This is a genomic window from Pantoea sp. ANP04 (genome assembly GCF_041982285.1).
Taxonomy (GTDB): domain Bacteria; phylum Pseudomonadota; class Gammaproteobacteria; order Enterobacterales; family Enterobacteriaceae; genus Pantoea; species Pantoea eucalypti.
Map to the genome: position 1 here is coordinate 238,223 of NZ_JAUTYS010000004.1, position 21,968 is coordinate 260,190.

The 21,968-nt window shown below is 54.6% G+C and carries 18 protein-coding genes; 7 read left to right on the top strand and 11 right to left on the bottom strand.

Translation table 11 applies throughout. The features are described from left to right. Positions 1–3: 3 nt before the first annotated feature. Positions 4–270, bottom strand: a complete 267-nt coding sequence (locus Q7C21_RS07975) for a DksA/TraR family C4-type zinc finger protein (protein ID WP_003853696.1) — start codon at positions 268–270, stop codon at positions 4–6. A gap of 195 nt (positions 271–465) precedes the next feature. On the opposite strand from Q7C21_RS07975, the gene aldA reads away from it, so the two are divergent. Continuing rightward, positions 466–1,902 (top strand): aldehyde dehydrogenase, encoded by a 1,437-nt coding sequence (gene aldA, locus Q7C21_RS07980; RefSeq protein ID WP_375150588.1) that lies wholly within the window; start codon positions 466–468, stop codon positions 1,900–1,902. Between the two features lie 76 nt (positions 1,903–1,978). Here aldA and Q7C21_RS07985 read toward each other — a convergent pair whose 3' ends face one another. Beyond that, a complete protein-coding gene (locus Q7C21_RS07985) occupies positions 1,979–3,247 on the bottom strand; it encodes an MFS transporter (protein WP_375150589.1) in 1,269 nt (422 codons plus the stop codon). Beyond that, positions 3,244–4,665, bottom strand: coding sequence for a M20 family metallopeptidase (locus Q7C21_RS07990; RefSeq protein WP_375150590.1), 1,422 nt, complete (start codon positions 4,663–4,665; stop codon positions 3,244–3,246). Before Q7C21_RS07990 ends, Q7C21_RS07985 begins: the two co-directional genes overlap by 4 nt. Positions 4,666–4,805: 140 nt before the next feature. On the opposite strand from Q7C21_RS07990, the gene Q7C21_RS07995 reads away from it, so the two are divergent. Continuing rightward, a complete protein-coding gene (locus Q7C21_RS07995) occupies positions 4,806–5,720 on the top strand; it encodes a LysR family transcriptional regulator (RefSeq protein ID WP_375150591.1) in 915 nt (304 codons plus the stop codon). 43 nt (positions 5,721–5,763) lie between these two features. On the opposite strand, the gene Q7C21_RS08000 is transcribed toward Q7C21_RS07995, so the two are convergent. Then, on the bottom strand, positions 5,764–7,359 hold the full coding sequence (locus Q7C21_RS08000; RefSeq protein WP_375150592.1) for an ABC transporter substrate-binding protein: 1,596 nt from the start codon (positions 7,357–7,359) through the stop codon (positions 5,764–5,766). A gap of 127 nt (positions 7,360–7,486) precedes the next feature. Here Q7C21_RS08000 and pepT point away from each other — a divergent pair, with 127 nt between their 5' ends. The 3 genes from pepT (at position 7,487) to Q7C21_RS08015 (ending at position 10,422) form a co-directional block, all read left to right on the top strand. Continuing rightward, complete coding sequence (pepT, locus tag Q7C21_RS08005; RefSeq protein WP_375150593.1) at positions 7,487–8,713, top strand: peptidase T; 1,227 nt, start codon at positions 7,487–7,489, stop codon at positions 8,711–8,713. Positions 8,714–9,007: 294 nt separating this feature from the next. Beyond that, positions 9,008–9,541 (top strand): hypothetical protein, encoded by a 534-nt coding sequence (locus Q7C21_RS08010; protein WP_375150594.1) that lies wholly within the window; start codon positions 9,008–9,010, stop codon positions 9,539–9,541. 401 nt (positions 9,542–9,942) lie between these two features. Beyond that, complete coding sequence (locus Q7C21_RS08015) at positions 9,943–10,422, top strand: Hcp family type VI secretion system effector (RefSeq protein WP_375150595.1); 480 nt, start codon at positions 9,943–9,945, stop codon at positions 10,420–10,422. Between the two features lie 79 nt (positions 10,423–10,501). Here the strand turns inward: Q7C21_RS08015 and Q7C21_RS08020 are convergent, their stop codons facing one another. Further along, complete coding sequence (locus Q7C21_RS08020; protein ID WP_003853710.1) at positions 10,502–11,278, bottom strand: transporter substrate-binding domain-containing protein; 777 nt, start codon at positions 11,276–11,278, stop codon at positions 10,502–10,504. A gap of 60 nt (positions 11,279–11,338) precedes the next feature. Then, on the bottom strand, positions 11,339–12,505 hold the full coding sequence (locus tag Q7C21_RS08025; RefSeq protein WP_375150596.1) for a methionine aminotransferase: 1,167 nt from the start codon (positions 12,503–12,505) through the stop codon (positions 11,339–11,341). A gap of 125 nt (positions 12,506–12,630) precedes the next feature. Here Q7C21_RS08025 and Q7C21_RS08030 point away from each other — a divergent pair, with 125 nt between their 5' ends. Beyond that, complete coding sequence (locus Q7C21_RS08030) at positions 12,631–13,512, top strand: LysR family transcriptional regulator (protein ID WP_105099151.1); 882 nt, start codon at positions 12,631–12,633, stop codon at positions 13,510–13,512. On the opposite strand, the gene Q7C21_RS08035 is transcribed toward Q7C21_RS08030, so the two are convergent. From Q7C21_RS08035 to Q7C21_RS08050, 4 genes are all read right to left on the bottom strand, one after another. After that, entirely contained in the window at positions 13,470–15,134 is a 1,665-nt protein-coding gene (locus Q7C21_RS08035) for a methyl-accepting chemotaxis protein (protein ID WP_105099150.1), read from the bottom strand. The genes Q7C21_RS08030 and Q7C21_RS08035 overlap by 43 nt on opposite strands. A gap of 217 nt (positions 15,135–15,351) precedes the next feature. Then, the gene (locus Q7C21_RS08040; RefSeq protein WP_039660193.1) at positions 15,352–16,872 is read right to left on the bottom strand and encodes a carboxylesterase/lipase family protein; all 1,521 of its coding nucleotides are present in this window, start codon (positions 16,870–16,872) and stop codon (positions 15,352–15,354) included. Between the two features lie 429 nt (positions 16,873–17,301). After that, on the bottom strand, positions 17,302–18,645 hold the full coding sequence (locus tag Q7C21_RS08045; RefSeq protein ID WP_375150597.1) for a VOC family protein: 1,344 nt from the start codon (positions 18,643–18,645) through the stop codon (positions 17,302–17,304). 67 nt (positions 18,646–18,712) lie between these two features. Continuing rightward, entirely contained in the window at positions 18,713–20,047 is a 1,335-nt protein-coding gene (locus Q7C21_RS08050) for an MFS transporter (protein ID WP_375150598.1), read from the bottom strand. Between the two features lie 320 nt (positions 20,048–20,367). Between Q7C21_RS08050 and Q7C21_RS08055 the strand changes: the two genes are divergently transcribed. After that, a complete protein-coding gene (locus Q7C21_RS08055) occupies positions 20,368–21,288 on the top strand; it encodes a LysR substrate-binding domain-containing protein (protein ID WP_003853723.1) in 921 nt (306 codons plus the stop codon). Here the strand turns inward: Q7C21_RS08055 and smrA are convergent. After that, entirely contained in the window at positions 21,285–21,851 is a 567-nt protein-coding gene (gene smrA / locus Q7C21_RS08060; protein WP_003853725.1) for a DNA endonuclease SmrA, read from the bottom strand. The genes Q7C21_RS08055 and smrA overlap by 4 nt on opposite strands. Positions 21,852–21,968 lie beyond the last annotated feature (117 nt).

Below are 21,968 nucleotides of genomic sequence, written 5' to 3' on the forward strand. Positions count from 1 at the left end.
GGGTTAGCGCAGCTGACTATCTTTACTGCCCCGACGATTATACAGGCTGGTGCTCTGCTGCTGTTTGTCGATTTTTTCCTGACACGCCACGCAATAGTGCACGCCTTTAAGTGCCTGACGACGTGCTTCAGGAATTGGCTCGCCGCAGAGTTCGCATTCTGTGGCGCTTTCGCCCTGCCCGATTGACTGCCTTACCCGCTCAATACCGTCGTTCACGGTGCTATCAATCTGTTCCTGTACTGCGCCTTCTGCAGCCCATCCGCTTGCCATTATTTAACCCCTTTTCACGACTTCACTTCTTTAAATCTACAACAGATTAACGTTTTTGCCTCAGAACTCACCGATATCTGTGATTGGCTGCCAGCCGATTACGGCACCTGGCACTCAGCTAAAGGTCACGCTTAACGATCTGTTTCACTCTGCGATTACATCACTGCAACATATCGATAGCGGAGAGCAAAGCGAATGACAACACATCATCAACATTACATTAATGGCGAGTTCGTCGCCCATCACGGTGACCAGTGGATTGAGGTGATCAACCCGGCCACTGAGGCGCTGCTGTCACGTATTCCCGAAGGCACTCGTCAGGATGCCAGCCGTGCCATCAACGCCGCAGAAGCGGCTCAGCCAGCGTGGGAGGCTCTGCCTGCAGTGGAGCGTGGCACCTGGCTGCACAAAATCGCGAGCGCCATCCGCGATCGGGAGCCTGAACTGACGGCAACGATTGTGGCCGAGGGTGGAAAAACCCAGGGACTGGCGAAGACCGAAGTGCTGTTCACCGCCGACTACCTTGATTACATGGCAGAGTGGGCGCGGCGTTACGAAGGTGAGATCATCAACAGCGACCGACCCAATGAAAACATCTTTTTGTTCAAAAAAGCGATTGGCGTTACCACCGGGATTTTACCGTGGAACTTCCCCTTCTTCCTGATTGCCCGCAAAGCGGCGCCTGCCCTGATTACTGGCAACACCATCGTGATTAAACCCAGTGAACTGACGCCAGACAATGCGGCCATTTTTGCCGACATCATTCACACGCTGGGTCTGCCAGCGGGCGTGATTAACATTGTCTACGGTCTGGGTCCGGAAGTGGGACAGGAGCTGGCGGCAAACCCCAAAGTCGGGCTGGTGAGCCTGACCGGTAGCGTCGGCGCAGGTATCGCTACCATGGAAGCCGCTGCTAAAAATGTCACCAAAGTGTCGCTGGAGCTGGGCGGCAAAGCCCCGGCTATCGTGATGGATGACGCCGATCTCGATCTGGCGGTTCAGGCAATTGTCAGTTCGCGGATGATCAACAGCGGTCAGGTCTGTAACTGCGCAGAGCGTGTCTATGTGCAGGAAGGCATCTACGCGCGCTTTATCAGCGCGCTGACCACGGCGTTTCAACAGGTTACGTTTGGCGATCCCGCCGAACGCAGTGATATCGACATGGGGCCACTGATTACGGGCGCGGCAAGGGATCGGGTTGAGCAGAAAGTAGCAGACGCCGTCGCCGCCGGCGCCAGAGTGGTGCTGGGCGGCAAGCGAGCCGGCGATAAGGGCTTCTTCTTTGAACCGACGCTGCTTACCGATGTGCGTCAGGAGATGGCGATTATGCAGGAGGAAATTTTTGGCCCGGTGCTGCCGGTGATGAAGTTCAAAACGCTGGATGAGGCGATCGCTTTGGCTAACGACTGCGAGTATGGGCTGACTTCTTCGATTTATACCCGGAATATCAATACCACCATGACCGCGTTGCGAAAGCTGAAGTTCGGCGAGACCTATGTTAATCGTGAGAACTTTGAGGCGATGCAGGGCTTTCATGCCGGATGGCGCAGGTCGGGTATCGGCGGTGCCGATGGGAAACATGGCCTGGAGGAGTATCTGCAGACCCATGTTGCTTACCTGCAGTTCAGTTAAACGCAGGCTCGATCTTACCGCCTCCCGTTCCTGACGTTGTCAGTCACAAAATGGGCCAGCTAACCGGCCCATTTTGCTATGCCACCCGCTTACTGCAGCGCAGCAGCGCGATGCCACTTAGCACTGCCACCGCCATCAGGTAGTAGCCTGGTGCCAGACTGCTGCCGGTAGCGGCAATCAGCATGCTGCAAATCAGCGGCGCAAACCCGCCAAATACTGTCACCGCCACGTTGTAACTGATCGCCATACCGCTGGCGCGGGTGGTCGCCGGAAAGAGATCGGCCATCACCGACGGCACCGTCGAGAAATAGACTGACTTGAGCAGCGCCATCCAGGCCACCAGCAGGATTAACGTAGTGGGCGTGGTGTGATCGACCATCCATTTAAACGCAGGATAGATGGTAGCCATTAATAGCAGCAGCGATCCCCACATCAGCGGCAACCGGCCAATCCGCTCTGCCCACAATCCCATGATGGGCGTCACGACCGTCAGGATAATGCCCGCAATCAGTGTGGCGGTGAAGGCGACCGATCCCGGCAGATGCAGCGTTTTGGTGGCGTAAGTCGGTATGTAGTTGAGCATGTAGTTTACTGCAGTCGAAATCACCATCACGCCTATCGCCAGGGTGATTAGCGCTTTCTGCCGCCCGAACAGCGTCTTCAGCGGCGCGGATTCCTTCTCCTGCGAGGCAAAGCTGGCAGGTTCCTGCACATGGCGGCGAATGTAGATACCCAGCGGGCCAATCAGCAGGCCGAAGGCAAACGGAATGCGCCAGCCCCACGCCTGAATATCACTTTCGCTTAGCCAGTGCGTCAGCCCCAGCCCGAATGCGGATGCCATCAGCGTGCTCGCCCCCTGAGTGGCGAACTGCCAGCTGGCAATAAAGGCTTTACGTTCGGGAAAGTGCTCCACCAGAAAGGCAGTGGAACTGCCAAACTCGGCCCCGGCAGAGAAGCCCTGAATCAGACGCGCCAGAATGATCAATAGCGGTGCGGCCAGACCGATAGTGGCGTAGCCCGGCATAAACGTAATGATCGCCCCGCCCAGCATCATCAGGTTAATCGACAACAGCAGCGCCTTTTTGCGCCCATGGCGGTCGGCATAGTTGCCCAGCACAATGGCGCCCAGCGGACGGATCAGAAAGGAGATACCGAAGCTGCCAAAGGTCAGCAACAGCGACACTGACGGATCGCTGACCGGAAAGAAAACGTGCGCGATGTAGCTGGCAAAAAAGCCATAGACCGCGATGTCGAACCACTCCAGCGCGTTACCAATGCAGGTGGCGAACAGTGTTTTGTGCAGGCTCGGTTTCACCTGCGAGGTCGTCTGCGCGATGCTGCTCATTGTTCACCTCTCCGCCACTGATGGTGGCGCGTCATCAACTGTTCGCCCTCTTCGCCCAGTTGCCAGAAAAGCCGCGTCATAATCGCCAGGCCTTCACGTGCAATGGAATTGAGCATGTGTTCGTTAACGCCATGCTGGCCGCAGGCGGGATAGGAGTGCGGCACCCACAACGTTGGCAGACCCAGGATATCGGCGAAGACTTCATTGGGCAGTGAACCGCCAAGATTGGGTAACAGCGCAGGTTTTTTACCGCTGCTACGCGCCAGCGTGTCCAGTGCCCAGGCCACCAGCGGATCCTGAGGATCGAGCCGCGTCGCCGGTGAGCCGCGCAGAAACTCCACGCTGACGTTATCGAAGCCGTGCTGACGCAGGTGACTTTCGACATGCTGCACCAGGTTTTCCCAGTCAGTGCCGACCACAAATCGCAGCTGACACACCGCCGTGGCGCTGCCCGGAATCGCGTTCATGGGGCGCGCCGGATTGCCGGTTTCAAAGGCCAGCACTTCCAGCGTGTTCCAGCCATAAAGGCGCTCTGCAGACGTCAGACCTGGCTCACCCCAGCCTTCTGCAAGCGCCGGATCGCCCGGCATACCGCCGACGTCAATATCACTCAGGATTGCACGCACGGCCCTGGTCAACGAGTCCGGTTTTAGCGCAGCGACCTGCAATACGCCCTGCGCACTCACCAGGCAGGCGATCGCATTGGCCAGTTGCGTACCGGGATTACTGAGCAGTCCGCCCCAGTTGCCGGAGTGATAGGCGTTGTCACGCGCCCGAATGGTCAGCCGAAAGTTCGCGGCACCACGCGAACCCAAAAACAGCGTTGGTCGCACTGCGTTGAGCCGTGGGCCATCAGAGGCGATAAAGAGATCGGCTTTTAACAGCGCCTGCTGCTGCTGGCAGATCGCCGCCAGTCCCGGCGAACTGATCTCTTCGCCCATTTCAAACAGGATTATGCAGTTAAAGCCCAGCTTTCCACCGCGCGTCTGCCACACCTGTTCCAGCGCCGCGAGGTTGATGCAGTGCTGACCTTTGTTGTCCGCGCTGCCACGTCCATACAGGCGATCATCTTCAGCTGTGAGTTGCCACGGCGATAAGCCTTCGCGCCAGTTTTCATCGTCGCCGAATACCACATCACCATGGCCATAGCAAAGCAGCGTCGGTTTTAGCGGATCTTCAATGCGGGTGGCAATCAGAAACGGCGGGCTGCCTGGCTTGGGATTTTCAAATGGATGTAACGTAAATCCCATCTTCGTCAGTTGCGGGCCAATTTCCTGCTGCAGATAGTGGTCCAGCTCCGCGCCTCTGCTGGCCTGCTGGCTTTCGGTCACACAGGCGACACGCCGTGCCAGCAGTTGCTGAAACTCACCGCTATCGAAATAGTGCATCGCCTGATCAACGGCCTGTTGCTCTGTCATGTTTGCCCTGCCTGTTTTTTTTATCGTGCTTTATCTTTGACAAACTTCTCTCTTTGCCACAATTATTAATTTATCGAGTGAGCGTTGCTTTTAAAGCAATGCATGACTGCCCTTTTATGATGCGTTTTGACGGAGTGGAGATGATAAGCAGCGAGATCCGTTATTTCCTGGCGGTTGTTGAGAGCGGCTCGTTGAGCGCCGCCAGTGAACAACTTTTTGTTGCGGTGTCGGCGATCAGTCGTCAGATTCAGCGGCTGGAGGCACAGGTCGGGGTGCCGCTGTTTGAGCGTCATGCGCGCGGCATGGTGCTGAATGAAGCAGGTGAGATTTTTGCGCATCACGTGCGTAAGAGTCAGCTTGATATGGCGTATGCGCTGGCAGAGATTAAGGGATTGAAAGCGATACGCCGCAGTTTGATCCGCATCGCCTGCACGGATGGTATGGCGTTTAGTCTGCTGCCTGGCCTGCTGGCGGCGTTTCGCCTGACAAACCCGGGCGCGCTGTTTGCGATTAACGTGACGCACTCGCAGGGCGTGGCCGCATGCGTCCGGGCGGGAGAATGCGATGTGGCGCTGCAGTTTAGTCTGCAGCCGGAGCGCAGCGTTGAGGTGCTGGGTTCCTGGCCTGCACCGGTGTTGCTGGCGATGCATGCTTCACATCCGCTGGCGTCACGTGAGGTGACGCTGGGCGATCTGCCTCGCTGGCCGCTGGCACTGCCCGGTCATCACACCACGGTGCGGCAGCTGTTTGATCTCTCCTGTCAGATGAACGACTGCGTGGTGGAGCCCGTGCTGACCTGCGACTATTTCGCTACGCTTTATCACTTTTTGCTGCATACGCCGCAGGCAGTAACCATCTGTAGTGCCTTTACCCTGTTGTTCGAGCGCGATACGCAAAATCTGGTGTTGCGGTCAATGGGAGTGGATCAGTTGAGTCAGCGCACATTGCAACTTCAGACGGTGTCGGGACGTCAGCGCAATGCGGCTTTGACGCTATTTCTGGCGTTTTTGCAGCAGCGGCTGACGGAGATGGATCAGCAGGTGAGGATGGGATAAGAGGCCCACGGATGTGTGGGCCATTGACGTTAACTGCCACGAGTTACTGCTTAATATCCACCTGATAGAAGATATGCTTGCCAAACGGATCGACCTGATAGCCGCTGACCGATTTGCGCACCGGCTCGAAGATAGTGGAGTGCGCAATCATCACGGCAGGCATCTGGTCATGCATTATCTGCTGCGCCTGCAGATAGAGCGCGGTGCGTTTGCCCTGATCCGGCTCGGCGCGGGCTTTGGTGATTAACTTCTCGAACGGCTGGTAGCACCATTTTGAGGAGTTAGAACCGCCCTGTGCAGAAGTACAACTGTACAGCGGGCCGAAGAAGTTATCCGGATCGCCGGTCGCCGTCGTCCAGCCCATCAGCGCCGCCTGATGCTCGCCACTGCGGACGCGCTTCAGGTATTCGCCCCACTCATAGCTGACGATATTGGCTTTGATGCCAACTTTAGCCCAGTCCGACTGAATCATCTCCGCCATGCGGCGCGCATTCGGGTTGTAAGGCCGCTGAACCGGCATCGCCCAGAGCGCAATTTCGGTACCCGGTTTGACGCCAGCCTGTTGCAGCAACGTTTTGGCCTTCTCCGGATCGTAGTCGTAATCCTTCAGATCTTTGTCAGCACTCCAGACGCCCGGCGGCAGGATATTCTTCGCGACCGTGCCGGTGCCTTTGAATATCGCCTCAATGATCGCTGGTTTGTTGATCGCCATCGCCAGCGCCTGGCGCACTTTGACGTTGTCGGTTGGCGCTTTAGTGGTATTAAACGCCAGGAAGCCGGTGTTCAGACCCGCCTTCTGTTCCAGGGTGATGTCCGGATTGGCGCGCATTTTGTCCAGATCGGCGGGGTTCGGGAATGGCATTACCTGACACTCGTTCTTCTCCAGCTTGGCATAACGCACGGAGGCATCAGGCGTAATGCTGAATACCAGCCGATCGAGCTTCGCCTTACCCTGCCAGTAGTCCGGAAACGCTTTGTAGAGGATGCGGGAATCTTTCTGATACTGCACCAGTTCAAAGGCGCCGGTGCCAATCGGGTTCATATCGACCTTCTCCGGCGTCCCTGCTTTCAGCATCGCGTCTGCATATTCCGCCGAGTGGATTGAGGCGAAGTACCAGGCGAGATCGGCAAGGAATGGCGCTTCCGGATGAGCAAGCGTGAAGCGCACGGTATGGTCATCAACCCGGTCGATACGTTTAATCAGCGTGGAGAGTTCAAGACTTTCGAAGTTGGAATAGGTGCCGCCAGAAACATTGTGGTAGGGATTTTTCGGGTCCATCTGACGCATAAACGAGAAGATCACATCATCGGCGTTGAAGTCGCGGCTGGGTTTGAACTGTTTATTGCTCTGGAACTTCACATTTTTGCGAAGATGGAAGGTGTATACGGTGCCATCCGGGCTGATCTCCCAACTTTCCGCCAGGCTCGGGACCAGATTGGTGGTGCCGGGCGTGAAATCCACCAGCCGGTTAAAGACCGGTACGGCACTGGCGTCAACACTGGTTCCGGAGGTATAGAGCTGAGGGTTAAAATTCTCTGGCGATCCCTCAGAACAGTAGACCAGCGTTTTGGCGTTTACGCTGCCAGCCAGCGCTATCCCAGCAGTAACAAGCGCTAAGGTGGCTATCTTGATTTTCATTATCATCCTCGCTTTGTATTGACTTCCGGTGATCACAATATCTAAATGAATCATTCAGATGCTTCATTGATAGCACGATTCGGCACCATAGCGAACCCCGCCAGTGGCTGACTAATAAGGAATAGTGATGACAGACAAACTTGAGTCGCAACTCACCGAACGTTTTTTCCGTTACCTCGCCGTCAGCAGTCAGAGCGATGCCAAATCAACCTCCTTGCCCAGCACCCCGAGTCAGCACGCCATGGCAAAACTGCTGGCGGATGAGCTGCGCGATTTGGGTCTGGATGAGGTGGTGATTGATGAACATGCCACAGTGACGGCAGTAAACCGCGGTAACCGTCCTGACGCACCGCGCATCGGGTTTATTACACACATCGATACCGTTGATGTCGGTTTGTCGCCTGATATTCACCCGCAGATCCTCACCTGGCAGGGCGAAGATCTCTGTCTGAATGCAGAGCAGGATATCTGGCTGCGCCGCGATGAACATCCTGAAATCGCGCCCTATGTGGGTCAGCAGGTGATTTTCAGCGACGGGACCAGCGTGCTGGGCGCTGACAACAAAGCGGCGGTTACTGTAGTGATGACGCTGATGGCCAATCTTAAAGGCGACCACGGCGATATCGTGGTGGCCTTTGTGCCGGACGAAGAGATTGGCCTGCGCGGGGCGAAAGCACTCGATCTGGAATCGCGGTTTAATGTCGATTTTGCCTGGACCATCGACTGCTGCGAACTGGGTGAAGTGGTATATGAAAACTTCAATGGTGCTGCTGCAGAGATTGTGTTTACCGGTGTGCCCGCACACCCCATGTCGGGCAAAGGCGTGCTGGTCAATCCGCTGCTGATGGCGCATGACTATATCAGCCTGTTTGATCGCCAGCAGACGCCGGAGCACACCGAAGGTCGCGAAGGCTATATCTGGTTTAATGAGATTCAGGCCAACGCCAGCAAAGCCACGCTAAAGGCCTCCATTCGTGATTTTGACCTCACCAGCTTCGCCGCACGCAAGCAGCAGTTGCAGCAGGCAGCGGAAAAACTCGCAGCGCGTTATCCCACCGGCGACGTGAGCATCACGATCAGCGATATTTACAGCAATATCAGCAATGCACTGGGTGAGGATCGTCGGGCGATTGATTTGATCTTCAGTGCGTTTGCCGCACTGGAAATTGAGCCAAAAGTCATTCCGATGCGTGGCGGCACGGATGGGGCTGCGCTGTCAGCCAAAGGGTTGCTGACGCCGAACTTCTTTACCGGCGCACACAACTTCCACTCACGCTTCGAGTTTCTGCCGATTACGTCCTTCGTGAAATCCTATCAGGTGGCGGAAAAACTCTGTTATCTGGCGGCGGGTTAACAGTTTTATTAATGCTTATATGTACAGGGCTGAAATGGGAAATTCAGCCCTGATTTTTGATACAGCCAGTGAAACCTAATCAGCGAATTTTCCACATTAAACGTGCGTTTTATTAAGGCCAGAACCTGCGTTATTCCGTCACTATTATAACTTCACCTCCCAAAAGCACCCTCCTTTTATCCGGTTTATTTTGATCGCGCGCATTAATGAGCACTTAAGCGGATTTACATACATCTTAATGCTCTTTATCTTCAATGAACATTTAAATACGGGGATAATTTAAGGGGTTCAGTTATGCAACACGCTGATGAAATAATCAATTATTTACAGGCGAACGAAATTTTAGCAAAAAAGTTAGATCGGGCCTTTAATGGGGTTAGTGATGCATTATCACATCAGATTGAACACATAGGTTCAGGCGTGCAACGTGCGCTTTATTACACCTCCTGCTTCACAGAAAAATATCAGGAGGTTTGTCAGAAGCAAAAAGTCGAGGACGTAAGATTTGCAAAGGGAGTATATCAACAGCTTAGCCATGGTAATGTTGTGATCGATATGCTTAAGATATATTTCGATGGATTATTCAGATTTAAGACAGATCGCCAGCTTGAATGGATAAAAAAATCTCTCATGGCCATCAATATACACATTGCCGCCAGTCATCTCACCCAACACGGTTTTTCTTCCGCCGTTACGGCAGCAGTTACAGTCGGTATGAAAGTGAACCTTGATATGAGCGCGCTAATTGGCGAAGGGCTGGCAGTGCACTTAGAATTGCTGGAATTTATGGAGTCATTCAGAAAGCAGCAGATTGCGCCAACCGGTTAAATTACACTTTACCGGCATATTATGCAGCACTCTATGAAAAAGAACTTGAAATGATGTATTTCCTGATTGACGCGTTATTTGTTAACTCGGGAGCCCTCAAAAACACGTCCCCATCCGATAATGAAATTTCAAAAATAATCACGACTATGATTCGATAGCCAAATGATTAAAAATATTATATACCGGATTTTTTAAAGAATATTCAAATCAATGATTGAGGTTTATGCACCCCTATTTCTTATTCTTACTTTCGCAGTCATCTTCGTGCAGATTTTTCCAGAAGGTCCTTTATGGCCCATTGCAGTCTTTGCCTTAATTGTAATAATGGTTTTTCCACGAATATTCAAATAGCAATGCTAAACATCAGATAATGTCAGAAACCTCAATAAGGAAATAAAATTATGTCTGTACCCGCTCATCTATGGCTTGACGATGAAAACGGTTCACCCATCGTGGGGAGCTGCCAGATGCCACGTCGACTCGGTTCAATAGAGTTAAAATCGTTCGCACACCACATCACCATTCCTGTTGATCCCGCCCGGGGAAAACTAACCTGTACGCGTGTTCACAGCCCGATTACTATCGTCAAAGAGTTCGATCAGACAACGCCCGTTCTTTATCGCGCAATCTTTGAAGGACGAATACTTAAAAATGGCACAATAAAAATGTACAGAATTGTGGAGTCAGGCAGTGAGGTTGAATATTTCAATATTATGCTGGAAGGGATAAAGCTCACTACCGTTTCTCCCTATCTTGCCCCTAACGGACTAAGCAGCACGCACCTGGAAACACTGGAATTGCGGTATCAGGCTATTACCTGGAAATATACGGACGGAAACATTATCTATCGGGATGAATGGAATAACTTTGCAAAGGCTTAAATCTAAGAACTGTTTGATAAAAATGAAGGCTGACATAATCAATCGGAGAGAATCGGGCGCAGAGTGCGCCCGATTCTGTTTATGGCTTCGCGCTCACATCAATGCCCGGGAAGTATTTTTCAGCCAGCTTTTTGATGGTGCCATCGCCCTGCACTTTGGCGATCGCCGCATCAAGAGACTGCTTCAGCTGGGCGTCATCTTTGCGCAGGCCGTAGCCGATGCCCGAGCCAAGAATCGCGTCATCTTCGACCGGCTTGCCGACAAAGCCAAAGCCTTTACCCTGGGGCTTATCAAGGAAACCGGACTGACCGGCAGCAGACATCACCAGCGTGCCATCAAGGCGGCCCGCGACCATATCGTTGTAAACCTGGTTCTGATCCTGATACGACGTGACCGTTACGCCCTGCGTCTCCCAGTGCTTCTTCGCATAGGTTTCCTGAATAGAGCCCTGCAACACGCCGATGTTTTTACCTTTGAGACTGTCGGCGGTCGGTGCCAGATTTTCACCGTTTTTCGCCACAAGCATGGTCGGAATACGGTAGATCGGCTGCGTAAACGCGATGCTTTTGGCGCGCGCTTCGGTGATATTCATCGCCGAGTTGATGGCATCAAATTTTTTCGCCTGCAGCGCCGGGATCAGCGCATCAAAGCTGCTCTCGACCCAGTGGCAGCTGAAATTGCCGGCCTTACAGATAGCGTTGCCCAGCTCAATATCAAAGCCTTCCAGCTCCCCTTTGGCATTGCGGCTTTCAAATGGCGGATATTGTGACTCTACGCCGTAACGTAAATCCTGTGCCAGTGCCTGTACCGATGTCATCATGCCCAGAGCAAGAAAAAGCGCGTTCAGTTTCTTCATTATTTACCCCGAAAAGTCCTGGTTACCTGTTCCCGGTGCTGCCTCACGCGGTGGCGTGATTCAGTGAGAAAAAGCAGATAGCGCCGCTGCGCCAGCCTCTAGTGTCGCCTCGTCTTTCGCAAATGAGAGACGAATCAGTTTGTTGTCTGTGCCATCCATATAAAACGCCGACAGCGGTATGGTGGCCACACCGTGATCGACGATGAGACGTTTTACCATTTCACTGTCCGGCTCGTCACTGAAATGTCCATAGCTGGCGAGCATAAAGAACGAACCGGCACTCGGCAGCAGCTGGAACGGCGAATTTTGCATCAGGGTGATCAGGCGATCGCGCCTCTGCTCATAGAAGGCGCTGAGCGACAGGTAGTTCTCCGGCCGCTGCAGGTAGTGTGCGAAACCCACCTGCATCGGCGTGTCGGCGGCGTACATCATAAACTGATGCACTTTCACCAGTTCGGTCATCAGCGCTGCCGGCGCCAGGCAGTAACCCACCCGCCAGCCCGTGACGTGGAAGGTTTTACCAAACGAGGAGACGATGACGCTGCGCGCCGCCAGTTCCGGGTGCGTTGCCATGCCACAGTGAGAGTGACCATCAAACACCATATGCTCATAGACTTCATCGGAGAGCACCACGATATCGGTATTGCGAATCAATGCTGCCAGCTGATTAAGGTCATCAGGCGTCAGTACCTGTGCGCTAGGGTTATGTGGCGTATTAATGATGATCATGCGGGTGCGCGGTGTGATCGCCGCCCGCAGCGCATCCCAGTCGATGGCAAATGACGGCACCTGCAACTTCAGGCCTATCGGCGTACCGCCCTGCAACCGTACCACCGGAGCATAGCTGTCAAATGCCGGTTCAAAGAAGATCACTTCATCGCCCTGATGCACCAGCGCGGTAATCGCCATATAAAGCCCCTGGCTGGCGCTGCCAGTGATCAGCACTTCACGGGCAGGATCATATTTCTGGCCATAGAGCGCCTCCACTTTACTGGCGAGCGCCTCGCGCAAGGCCGGCAGGCCCATCATGGCGGCATACTGATTATGACCCTCCAGCATCGCGCGACTGACAGAGTCGACCAGCACCGGATCGCAGGGGAAGTTGGGCGCACCCTGCGACAGGTTGATCGCCTGATGCTGCGCCGAGAGCTGGCCAATCACGCTGAAAATAGTGGTGCCGACGTCCGGCAATTTTGAGTGGATAGCGACAGGCGTTTTCAGGGACATAGTCTCTCCGTCAGGGGCATAACCGATCAGATGCGGTAAAACGCTATTCAACGGGCTGCCACTTGAGTCGGCAAGCGAAATGTCGTCATAATAGCCATGAAAAAAATGCATAGCTGAGGTTCACTGTGTCACGCTTATCGCTGCCGCTTAATGCCATTCACACCTTTCTGGTGACCGCCCGTCATCTCAATCTGACCCATGCAGCCCGTGAGCTGTGTCTGACTCAGGGTGCCGTCAGTCGCAAGATCGCCGCACTGGAGCAGTGGCTGGGTGTCACACTGTTTGATCGCCACGCGCGCGGCCTGCGGCTCACGCCACAGGGCGCCGCGCTGCTACCCGAATTGCAGCAGGGTTTTGAACTGATGCTTAAGGCCAGCGAAAAGGTCCGCCGCAGTCAGGTCAGCATTCGCCTGAAAGCGCCGACCTGTGCGATGCGCTGGCTGGTCCCCAGGCTGATGGCGCTGGAACAACAGCGCCCTGAACTGCATGTGGCCCTGACGACAACGCTGGATCATGCTACGCAGCTTGAAAATTTTGATGCCGCGATTGTCTATGGCAAGCCGCATCCCGAAGGCGTCTGCCTGTTCTGTGAGTCACTGACACCGGTAATGGCAGCGAATCAGCCCTGCCCGGACTCTCCGGCGGCGCTGACTGCAATGACCTTTTTGCATCCCACCGCAGACACCCGTGACTGGCAGTGCTGGCTGAAAGCGCAGCAGGTCACACTCAGCATGAAGCGAAACCAGCATTTTGCCACGATGGATTTAGCGATCAGTGCAGCGATTCAGGGATTTGGCGTGGCGATTGCCGACAGCAATCTGGTGGAGAGTGATATCGCCAGCGGCAGGCTGATTAAGCCGTTCGCTGGCGAGGTTAAAACGGGCGCCGTTTACAGTCTACTGCAACGGCCTGCGCAGGATGCGCCACCGTTCCTGGCGGAACTGGTGGCGTGGCTTAGCCGGGATCAGAAGGTGACCCAGTCGCCATTATCAGCAGGTTTGTCCTGAGGCGCACTTAGCACCGGGGCTTTTGGCGCAGCCGGTTTATTGCCGGTGACAGGTGCGCTCTTGCGTTCACTGGAAAGACGGAACTTCGACACAGAGGCCTGCAGCGCTTCTGTCTGCAGCGCCAGCGCGCTTGCGGCGGCGGAAACCTCTTCAACCAGTGAGGCGTTTTGCTGCGTGACACTGTCCATTTCTGTGACTGCTGTTCCCACCTGAGAAATGCCTTTGCTCTGCTCTTCTGAGGCGGAGGCGATCTGTTTCATAATCGCATCCACATCCTGTACCGATTTCAGAATATTATTCATGGTGCCGCCGGTGGTGCTCACCAGCTCGGCGCCTTTACCCACACGCTGAACGGACTCTTCAATCAGAGTCGCGATCTCTTTGGCCGCATTGGCACTGCGCTGGGCAAGGTTACGTACTTCAGACGCCACTACAGCAAAACCCCGACCCTGTTCACCGGCACGAGCCGCTTCAACGGCGGCGTTCAGCGCCAGAATATTGGTCTGGAAAGCGATACCGTTAATCACGTTGGTGATCTCAGCAATTTTCTTCGAACTGCCTGAAATGCCATCCATGGTGCTGACCACTTCGCTGACCAGCTGGCCGCCTCGCTGTGCCGTCGTGGTGGCGGTTTCAGCCAGCAGGCTGGCCTGACGGGCGTTATCAGCGTTGAATTTCACCGTAGCAGTCAACTGCTCCATGCTGGCTGCAGTCTGCTCCAGCGCAGCGGCCTGCTCTTCAGTGCGTGATGAGAGATCATTGTTACCTGCAGAAATTTCTGCCGCCCCACGCGAGATATTCTCAGTACCGCTGCGAATGGCGCTAACCGCTTCACGCAGGCTATCCTGCATGGCGCTCAGCAGCGGAACCAGTTTACCCACACAGTTGCGACCGAATTCATTGACCGGCTGGCTGAGGTCACCCGTGGCAATCACGGCGAAATGGGTGCGAATGCTTTCCAGCGGACGAACCAGCATCGTTACCAGATAGCGGTCGGTAAACAGCAGAATAAACAGACCAATGATGACCGTGATGGTAATTATTGTTTTCGTCGTCGCGGTGAGGTGATCAACTTCAACGCGGGTGGTATCCAGCTTTTGAGCTGCACCCTGACTGAATTTCTCTGCGCTGACGCCAAACGCGCGGCTTAATGCCGGAGTGACGTTGTTCGCCTGCTGGCGATAAGCATCAGGTGTTGGCTGACGCGCCAGCTGAAATTGTGGCGTTACGCCTTCATCCAGCAGCTTCTGCCAGCTCTGAATCACACCATCCACGACTTCCGGGTTCATCGGACCGGGGGCGAGCTGTTTGAAGCGTGCCAGTTGCTGGGTCATACCATCCAGCGCCTGTTGCACCGGCGCGTACGATTCGTCGGTCAGGGTTTTACCTGCCGCTTTGCTTTCCATCACACGGGACAAGCGCGTGACAACACGAAAATATTGATCGTTTCCTTTGCTCAGCACCGTCATTTGCTCAACCAGATGACGGTCAACCTCGTTGCCTTCGCTGAGCGCGCCAAGAGAGTGGATGCTATACAGCCCGACGCCGGTCCACAGTAAGCAAAACAGCCCCAGAATCGTGAGCATCACTGCGCGAATGGTAAAATTTTTGAGCATTCCCATACCAAAATCCTATACACGTTGACCCGCAAGCGTCGGGCATAGGAGGTTTATCGGCACAGGAAGGTGAAAATGTAACTGTTTTGTTACCTATTATTTTACAGCGTCAAATAGGATTTAACGCTGTAAACATCTTAAATTTTAATACCTTACAGTTAATTAAGCAGATTAATTTCATTTGAAAAATTTAATGATTAGCAGGCTAATCTTAATGGCACACCTACAGCCTGACCAGATGCGTCATTAATAATCTGAAGAGACGCATTCGGGCGCGCATAAAGTTTCGCTTCAGAACCAATCCGCTTTTATGCTCCTGACCAAGTGACATTGTCACATCCTGCCCCGGATGCCAGGCGGGCCAGACGACCTCGCCTTCCAGCTGGTGCTTATATTCTGTGGCATCACGGGCGAAGGTAAACCAGTAGTCACTGACCTGCTCAGCAAAGGCCCGATCGCTATCACTGAACGGACGATTTTCATTGGGATCGGGCATCTGGCTCAAGGTATTCAGCACATAGGGCACTTCATTACCGTGCCAGGTGCCGTGTGGATAGAGATCGTGCGCATGCTCTGAAACATAATCAAACCAGTAGCGCCAGCCCGGCATGCCAGCATTGTGCTGCGCCCGCATCACCAGCCATGGCACCAGCGTGAAAGCCATATCGCGTGCCACGGCGCGTCCCAGTAGCTGATCGTCATGGATGTCATACATCCATTTAAGCGTACGGTAAGTGAGTCGATTTTTGTCGCGTAACTGCTGCAGCACTGCAGTAGCATCAACACCAAAATATTCCAGAACGCTGGCTTCATCGCTGTTACTGCCGGCCATCAGCGGCAGACGGTGCTGTTTTGCCGCCATAAAGGTTTTCAACATGGGCTCAGGCAAAACGGCGTCACCGGCAATGGGTACCGGCGGAATCGCCAGTGGGCCGTCCAGCGACCAGAAGGCGTCAGCGGGCAGTGCGCGCAACGCCTCTGCGCTGACATCGGCTGGCAGTCCAAAATGGCGGGCTACAGCGACGCCCTGCTGACGCGCTTTTTTCAGCGGCGTGTCCGGCAGGCTATAGGCGCTCTGTACGATGCCTTTGTGAAACAGCCCTTCGGCCAGTGGTGAACAGCAGAGTGACAGCACACTGCGCGCACCAGAGGATTCACCGAAAAGCGTCACATTGCGGCGGTCGCCGCCGAATGCAGGAATGTTGCGCTGCACCCACTGCAGTGCGGCAATCTGGTCAAGCAGACCAAAGTTGTTTACCGTGCCCGCGGCAGGATACTCAGCGTCCAGGGCCGGGTGTGAGAAGAAGCCGAGATGACCCAGCCGGTAGTTAAGGGTGACCACCACTGCGCCCCGGGACGCCAGCGGTTTGCCGCTGTACGGTGCCAGGCCGCCCGCACCAATGGTGTAGCCTCCTCCGTGCAACCACACCATCACCGGCAGCGGCGTTGACGGTTCGACATCGGGTGTCCAGACATTCAGGTAGAGACAATCTTCACTAAACTCACCGGGATCGCCGCCGCCCACAGCCTGGCAATACGTGCGATTTTGCCAGGCAGATGACCCGAACGCCGTGGCATCGCGCACATGCTGCCACGGTATCACTGGCTGAGGCGGGCGCCAGCGTAGTGCGCCCTGCGGTGCCGCCGCATAAGGTATGCCTTTAAATACGAAAAGGTCATCATCCATGCCTCCACGTAACTCTCCCTCAGCAGTCATGATCCTCAGACCCGTTTCGTTTTTCATTCCTGTTTCCCTGTCTAAACGTTCCTCCATTATTTGCAGGCACGCCAGTATTGTCCAGGTACGGAGGGGATTTGCAGAATATGCCGAAGCGAGAGATGCAGGGGCTAGCATGCCCATCAACAGGTTCAGAGCGTCAGTGATGACCAGGGATTAACGTTGTTTACGTTTCGCCAGCACGTGAATGCGTTGTCAGCGCCGACGATATCCACATTTCTCACGCATCCCACGCGTTTTTACTGCAAATAATTAGTCAGTTTTCTAACACATCAGGATACTCACGCCGCTAAATTTTCGCTGGATGGTGAAGCGTCTTTTTTTCCAGGTGAACTGAACAGGCCTGATCGATTACCTTCCATCAGGACCATCCGCTTAACAGGGCTGTGGTGAAGAGAGCAACGCGGGCAACGTAGACGTTGCCCGTAGACACTGTCAGGCCTCGCGCAGGCCGCACTGCGCCAGTGAGCGCTGCTGGCGCTCTTCATATAACGCCATCTCATCCAGCACAGGGGTACCCAATGCGGCTTCAAACGCCTGCCGGCTCGCCTGTCCCGCCGAACGAACCTGCGCCCGATCGCCAAGGTTAGACTGAAAAATGCCTGCCGCGCTCACGGGAAGAAAATCCTCATAGGTGATGGGGTCAGCCAGTACACGCCCTTCTTTGATAAGGGTCTCCAGCGATTCCCCCTGGGCAGGCGGCGTAGCAATACCCTTTTCGCTCAGGCGATAATGAAACCACGCCAGTCCCTGCTGGCGCAGCGTGGTTTCGTCGTCCGGAAAATCGCGGAAAATCGTCGACAGATGTTGCTGGTGTTGCTGATTATCCTGACCGCTGCCCGCCTCGCTCAGTAATCGATCGTAGAGTGCGCGTCCTGCGGGCGTCAGCGCTGCCCCGCGCTGCTCAATTTCTCCGAAGCGCGCCGTATGCGTTCCCTGATGACCTTCTTTAAAGATGATCGGCTCTTCCAGCGCTTTAAAGCTGGTTTGACGTAACAGGATGGGGACCTGACGACGAGGCGGTCCCTCGATCAGGGTTTTCGGATCGATACCGCGCGACGGCATCAGTTGCTGGACACGGTCGATATCCAGTGTGCGCGGCGTAAGATGGTTGATGTGACAACCGGGAAAGCAGACTACATCCGCAATCAGCCGGTGCTGCTGGTTCAGCGCCTGATAGGTCTGGCTGTCTACACTGCTGTGAGCATGCCAGCGGAAGGTTTCCAGCGCTTCAGTCACAAATTCACCGGCCTGCTCCTCCGTTAATCCGCCCTGCTGCTGATGCAGTTGCAGTAACGCCCGGCAACGGGGAGTGAAAATGTCGCGCGCAGAGAGAATCTCCGCCGCTTTTTCACGCAGCGCCGCATCGTCGATCAGTTCAGGGCGTAACAGCGAGGTAAAGACCCGGAAGGGATTGCGCCGCAGTGCCGCATCAGTTACTGGCCGGAACGCGGTGGAGTGCACCGGCACCCCTGCCTGAGAGAGATCGTAATAGCCAACCGGATGCATTCCCATCACTGCAAACAGCTGTCGCAGTGTGGCGAGTTCGTCTGCGGTGCCGACACGGATCGCGCCATGGCGTTCAACATTAAGTCGGCCTATTTCATCAGCAGCCGTAAGGCGATCTTTCAGCGCACTATCCGCTTCCAGTACGCGTTCATTAACGGTAGCGACCAACTGCATCAGCGTGCCATATTGCGGCACTTCCTGCTGATACATGGCTGACATTGCCTGAGAGAAACGGGTGCGGATGAGGTCCGCACTGATAAAGTTGTCCATCTTATCCACCTGACACCATGATCGTTGCTGCTAATGTAATGCAACGCGCTGGCGCCAGTGGAAAAAATCACGAATCTGTGATCGGCTTAAAGCCATAGCGGTTTTTTAACAGCAGCATCAGGGTAGTGATCACAGCCGGTATTGCCAGCAGCAGAAAGATAACGCTGAAAGACCAGCCGAGTGACATCATCTCTGCACCGACGAAAGCGCTTAAAATCGCACCAATGCGGCCCACACCATGCATCCAGCTGGAGCCAGTGGCGCGTGCGTGCGTGGGATAGTAGCTGGCGGATAAGGCATTCATGCCGGTGTTAGCGCCGTTGAAACAGAAGCCACTGCAAAAAGCGATTGCGCTCATCATGCCCACTTCGGCTGGCGAAAAGCCAAGGGCCACGATAAACAGCCCGCCACAGCCGTAAATCGCTGCCAGCGCCAGATTGGCATTAAAGCGATCCATCATCCAGCCTGCAAACAACGATCCCAGCGTCCCGCCAGCCTGATACATCGCGGTGATAATCGCCGCTTCGGTGACAGACATGCCCAGCGTGTTGACCAGTGATGGCAGCCAGCTGCCAATCAGGTAGACCATGAACAGTCCCATAAAATAGCCACCCCACAGCATCGTGCTGCCAAACAGATAGCGGCGTGACAGGACGGTGCCGATCGCGCCACCCGCCGGCACGCTGACTTCCGGCGCGTGAAACGCACAGTCTGGTCGGGTTTTGCCCGGCATCATCCGATCAAGGATGGCGTGAATGCGGGCAGCCGGTGCACCACGACTGATGAGGAATCGCACGGATTCCGGCAGGCCACGAATCAGTAATGGCAGCACCAGCAGCGGCAGTATGCCGCCCAGTAGCAGCACAGAGTGCCAGTTATAGCGCGGTAGCAGCCATGAAGCGGCAAATCCCCCGCTGGCCGCGCCAAAGGTGAAGCCGCAGAACACAACGGTGATAAGAAACGCCCGCCGCCGTTCAGGCGCATACTCCGCCACCAGCGTACCGACGTTGGGCATTGCGGCACCCAGGCCCAGCCCGGTCAGGAAGCGGAACAGCATCATCTGTTCAATATTTTGTGACAGCGCGGTTGCCAGCGTCCAGAGACCAAAAAAGAAAACGCTTAAGATAATCATCATGCGACGGCCATAGCGGTCAGCCAGCGGCCCCGCCACCATCGCACCCAGCGCAAGACCGATTAAGGCGGCGCTGATGACAACGCCAAGCTGATGATTTGTTACGCCCCACGCGGCTTTAAGCGTCGGCGCAATAAAACCCATAATCGCAATGTCCATGCCATCGAGTGCTACCACGATAAAGCAGAGAGCAATGAGCCGCTTTTGCCTGGGGCTCAGTTGCTGCTGGTTGATAAGCTGGCGGACATCTACCGCCTCGATGCTGGTCAATGAACACTCCCTGAGTAAAGAAATCTGGCATCAGTTTAAGTAAAAAAAACGGCGTTTATGATAGCCGATCGTTAACCTTAAGCGGTCAGATTTTTGTTTGATAGTGAGAATCATTCATATTCATGCAATTAAGTCGTTGATTTCTCTTTAACCAGAGAATGAACGCATCACAACCGTTTTAAGATGAATGCTTGAAAATCATGGCGTTAAACAGCGAAGCGGTCATTCCCGTGCTTTTGTTAAAAAAAATTTGCAGCAAAGTTAACAGAATTCATTTTTAACAGTTGCCTCACGCCCTTCATTCTCATTAAGTTTAGGATATGGAAAAAAATATCCTTTTCAATCAGCGCATTCGCTTGCGCCACTTACACACCTTTGTTGCGGTTGCGCAGCAAGGTACGCTGGGCCGGGCGGCTGAGACGCTTAGCCTGAGTCAGCCTGCCCTGTCTAAAACCCTGAATGAGCTGGAGGAACTGACCGGCGTTCGTCTGTTTGAACGTGGCCGTCTGGGCGCGCAACTGACCACCATGGGGGAACAATTTCTGACGCATGCCGTGCGTGTGCTCGACGCGCTCAATCATGCCGGTCAAAGTTTTAATGAGCAGCCAGGCGATGCGCCGGTGATTATCCGGCTGGGTGCGCTGACCACCGCCGCAATGGGGATGCTGCCACGCATTCTTGATCGTTTTCATCAGTTACAACCCAATACCACTATCCAGGTGGCAACGCTGCACAACAATGTGCTGCTGGCGGGATTACGCGGCGGTGAGTTTGATATCGGCATTGGACGGATGGCGGACAGCGACATGATGACCGGTCTGACCTATGAGCTGCTTTTTCTGGAGTCGCTTAAGCTGGTGGTAAGGCCGGAACACCCGCTTTTAAGTGACAACGTCACGCTGTCACGGGCAATGCAGTGGCCGGTGGTGATTTCGCCCGAAGGCACTGCACCGCGCCGGATTGCACAACAGATGCTGGATGAACAGGGATGTACGTTGCCACCTCACTGCATCGAGACCTCATCGACCTCACTGGCACGCCAGCTGGCTCTCCGCTACGACTATATCTGGTTCGTTCCTTCCGGCGCGATTAAAGAGGATCTCAGCCACAACGCGGTCTGTGCGCTGCCGATCAACTCATCCGGCCCGGGCGAGCCAGTGGGCATCATTACGCGTACCGGCGCAGAGCTCAGCCTGAGTGCCGAAGTGCTGATGTCTACCATTCGTAAATTTCACAGCTAGCGGCTGCGTTTCGCATGTCGCTCGCGGTTTTCAAGGCGCGCTTTATCGGTTTTACGTAAACCCACGTAGAGCGCACCGCCTCCGCCATGGCGGGTCTGTGCCACGCAAAAAGTCTGTACGTCGTCAAACTGCTGTAACCAGCGCGCGAGATAGCTTCTTACGATATTGGCATGTGACTCGTTATCACGTCCTTTGCCGTGAATGATCAGCAAATTTCGTAATCCCTGTTTGTGTGCCTGCATCATAAAATTGAACAGCGCCTGACGGCAGGTTTCCACCGGTTGCCGTAACAGGTTGAGACTGGCATCCAGCTTGTATTCACCCCGACGGAGTTTATCCAGAATACCCTGCTGGATGCCGTCGGCTTTATATTCCAGCTGCGTATTAAGTGGGATAATCTCCAGGTCACCCCGGGTCAGGAAATTCTCCAGCTCAGATTCGCCCGGCGGTTTGCGTGGTGCTTTGGTTGAAGGGGCTTTCAGCCACAGGGTCGTGGTGGTGTCTTTCAATGGCGTGACATCGCCCATGGCATCCCGAAAAAGATCGTTATCATCAAGGTTCATGGTTTTCTCACACCGGGTTAAATTGATCGAATGTGTCAGACAGGCTTTAACAGTTAGCGTAGCAAAACCTGGAATTACCGGACCACCCGCCTTTTCCCACCCTAACGGGCCGTAGAG

Bases quoted from the DNA above. Each gene is read 5' to 3' on its own strand.
- Q7C21_RS08040 (WP_039660193.1), bottom strand. From the start codon at position 16,872: ATGAAAAACGAAACGGGTCTGAGGATCATGACTGCTGAGGGAGAGTTA.
- Q7C21_RS08015 (WP_375150595.1), top strand. From the start codon at position 9,943: ATGTCTGTACCCGCTCATCTATGGCTTGACGATGAAAACGGTTCACCC.
- Q7C21_RS08020 (WP_003853710.1), bottom strand. From the start codon at position 11,278: ATGAAGAAACTGAACGCGCTTTTTCTTGCTCTGGGCATGATGACATCG.
- Q7C21_RS08035 (WP_105099150.1), bottom strand. From the start codon at position 15,134: ATGGGAATGCTCAAAAATTTTACCATTCGCGCAGTGATGCTCACGATT.
- Q7C21_RS07995 (WP_375150591.1), top strand. From the start codon at position 4,806: ATGATAAGCAGCGAGATCCGTTATTTCCTGGCGGTTGTTGAGAGCGGC.
- Q7C21_RS07975 (WP_003853696.1), bottom strand. From the start codon at position 270: ATGGCAAGCGGATGGGCTGCAGAAGGCGCAGTACAGGAACAGATTGAT.
- Q7C21_RS08045 (WP_375150597.1), bottom strand. From the start codon at position 18,645: ATGGACAACTTTATCAGTGCGGACCTCATCCGCACCCGTTTCTCTCAG.
- Q7C21_RS08055 (WP_003853723.1), top strand. From the start codon at position 20,368: ATGGAAAAAAATATCCTTTTCAATCAGCGCATTCGCTTGCGCCACTTA.
- Q7C21_RS08000 (WP_375150592.1), bottom strand. From the start codon at position 7,359: ATGAAAATCAAGATAGCCACCTTAGCGCTTGTTACTGCTGGGATAGCG.
- Q7C21_RS08010 (WP_375150594.1), top strand. From the start codon at position 9,008: ATGCAACACGCTGATGAAATAATCAATTATTTACAGGCGAACGAAATT.
- smrA (WP_003853725.1), bottom strand. From the start codon at position 21,851: ATGAACCTTGATGATAACGATCTTTTTCGGGATGCCATGGGCGATGTC.
- pepT (WP_375150593.1), top strand. From the start codon at position 7,487: ATGACAGACAAACTTGAGTCGCAACTCACCGAACGTTTTTTCCGTTAC.
- Q7C21_RS07985 (WP_375150589.1), bottom strand. From the start codon at position 3,247: ATGAGCAGCATCGCGCAGACGACCTCGCAGGTGAAACCGAGCCTGCAC.
- aldA (WP_375150588.1), top strand. From the start codon at position 466: ATGACAACACATCATCAACATTACATTAATGGCGAGTTCGTCGCCCAT.
- Q7C21_RS08025 (WP_375150596.1), bottom strand. From the start codon at position 12,505: ATGTCCCTGAAAACGCCTGTCGCTATCCACTCAAAATTGCCGGACGTC.
- Q7C21_RS07990 (WP_375150590.1), bottom strand. From the start codon at position 4,665: ATGACAGAGCAACAGGCCGTTGATCAGGCGATGCACTATTTCGATAGC.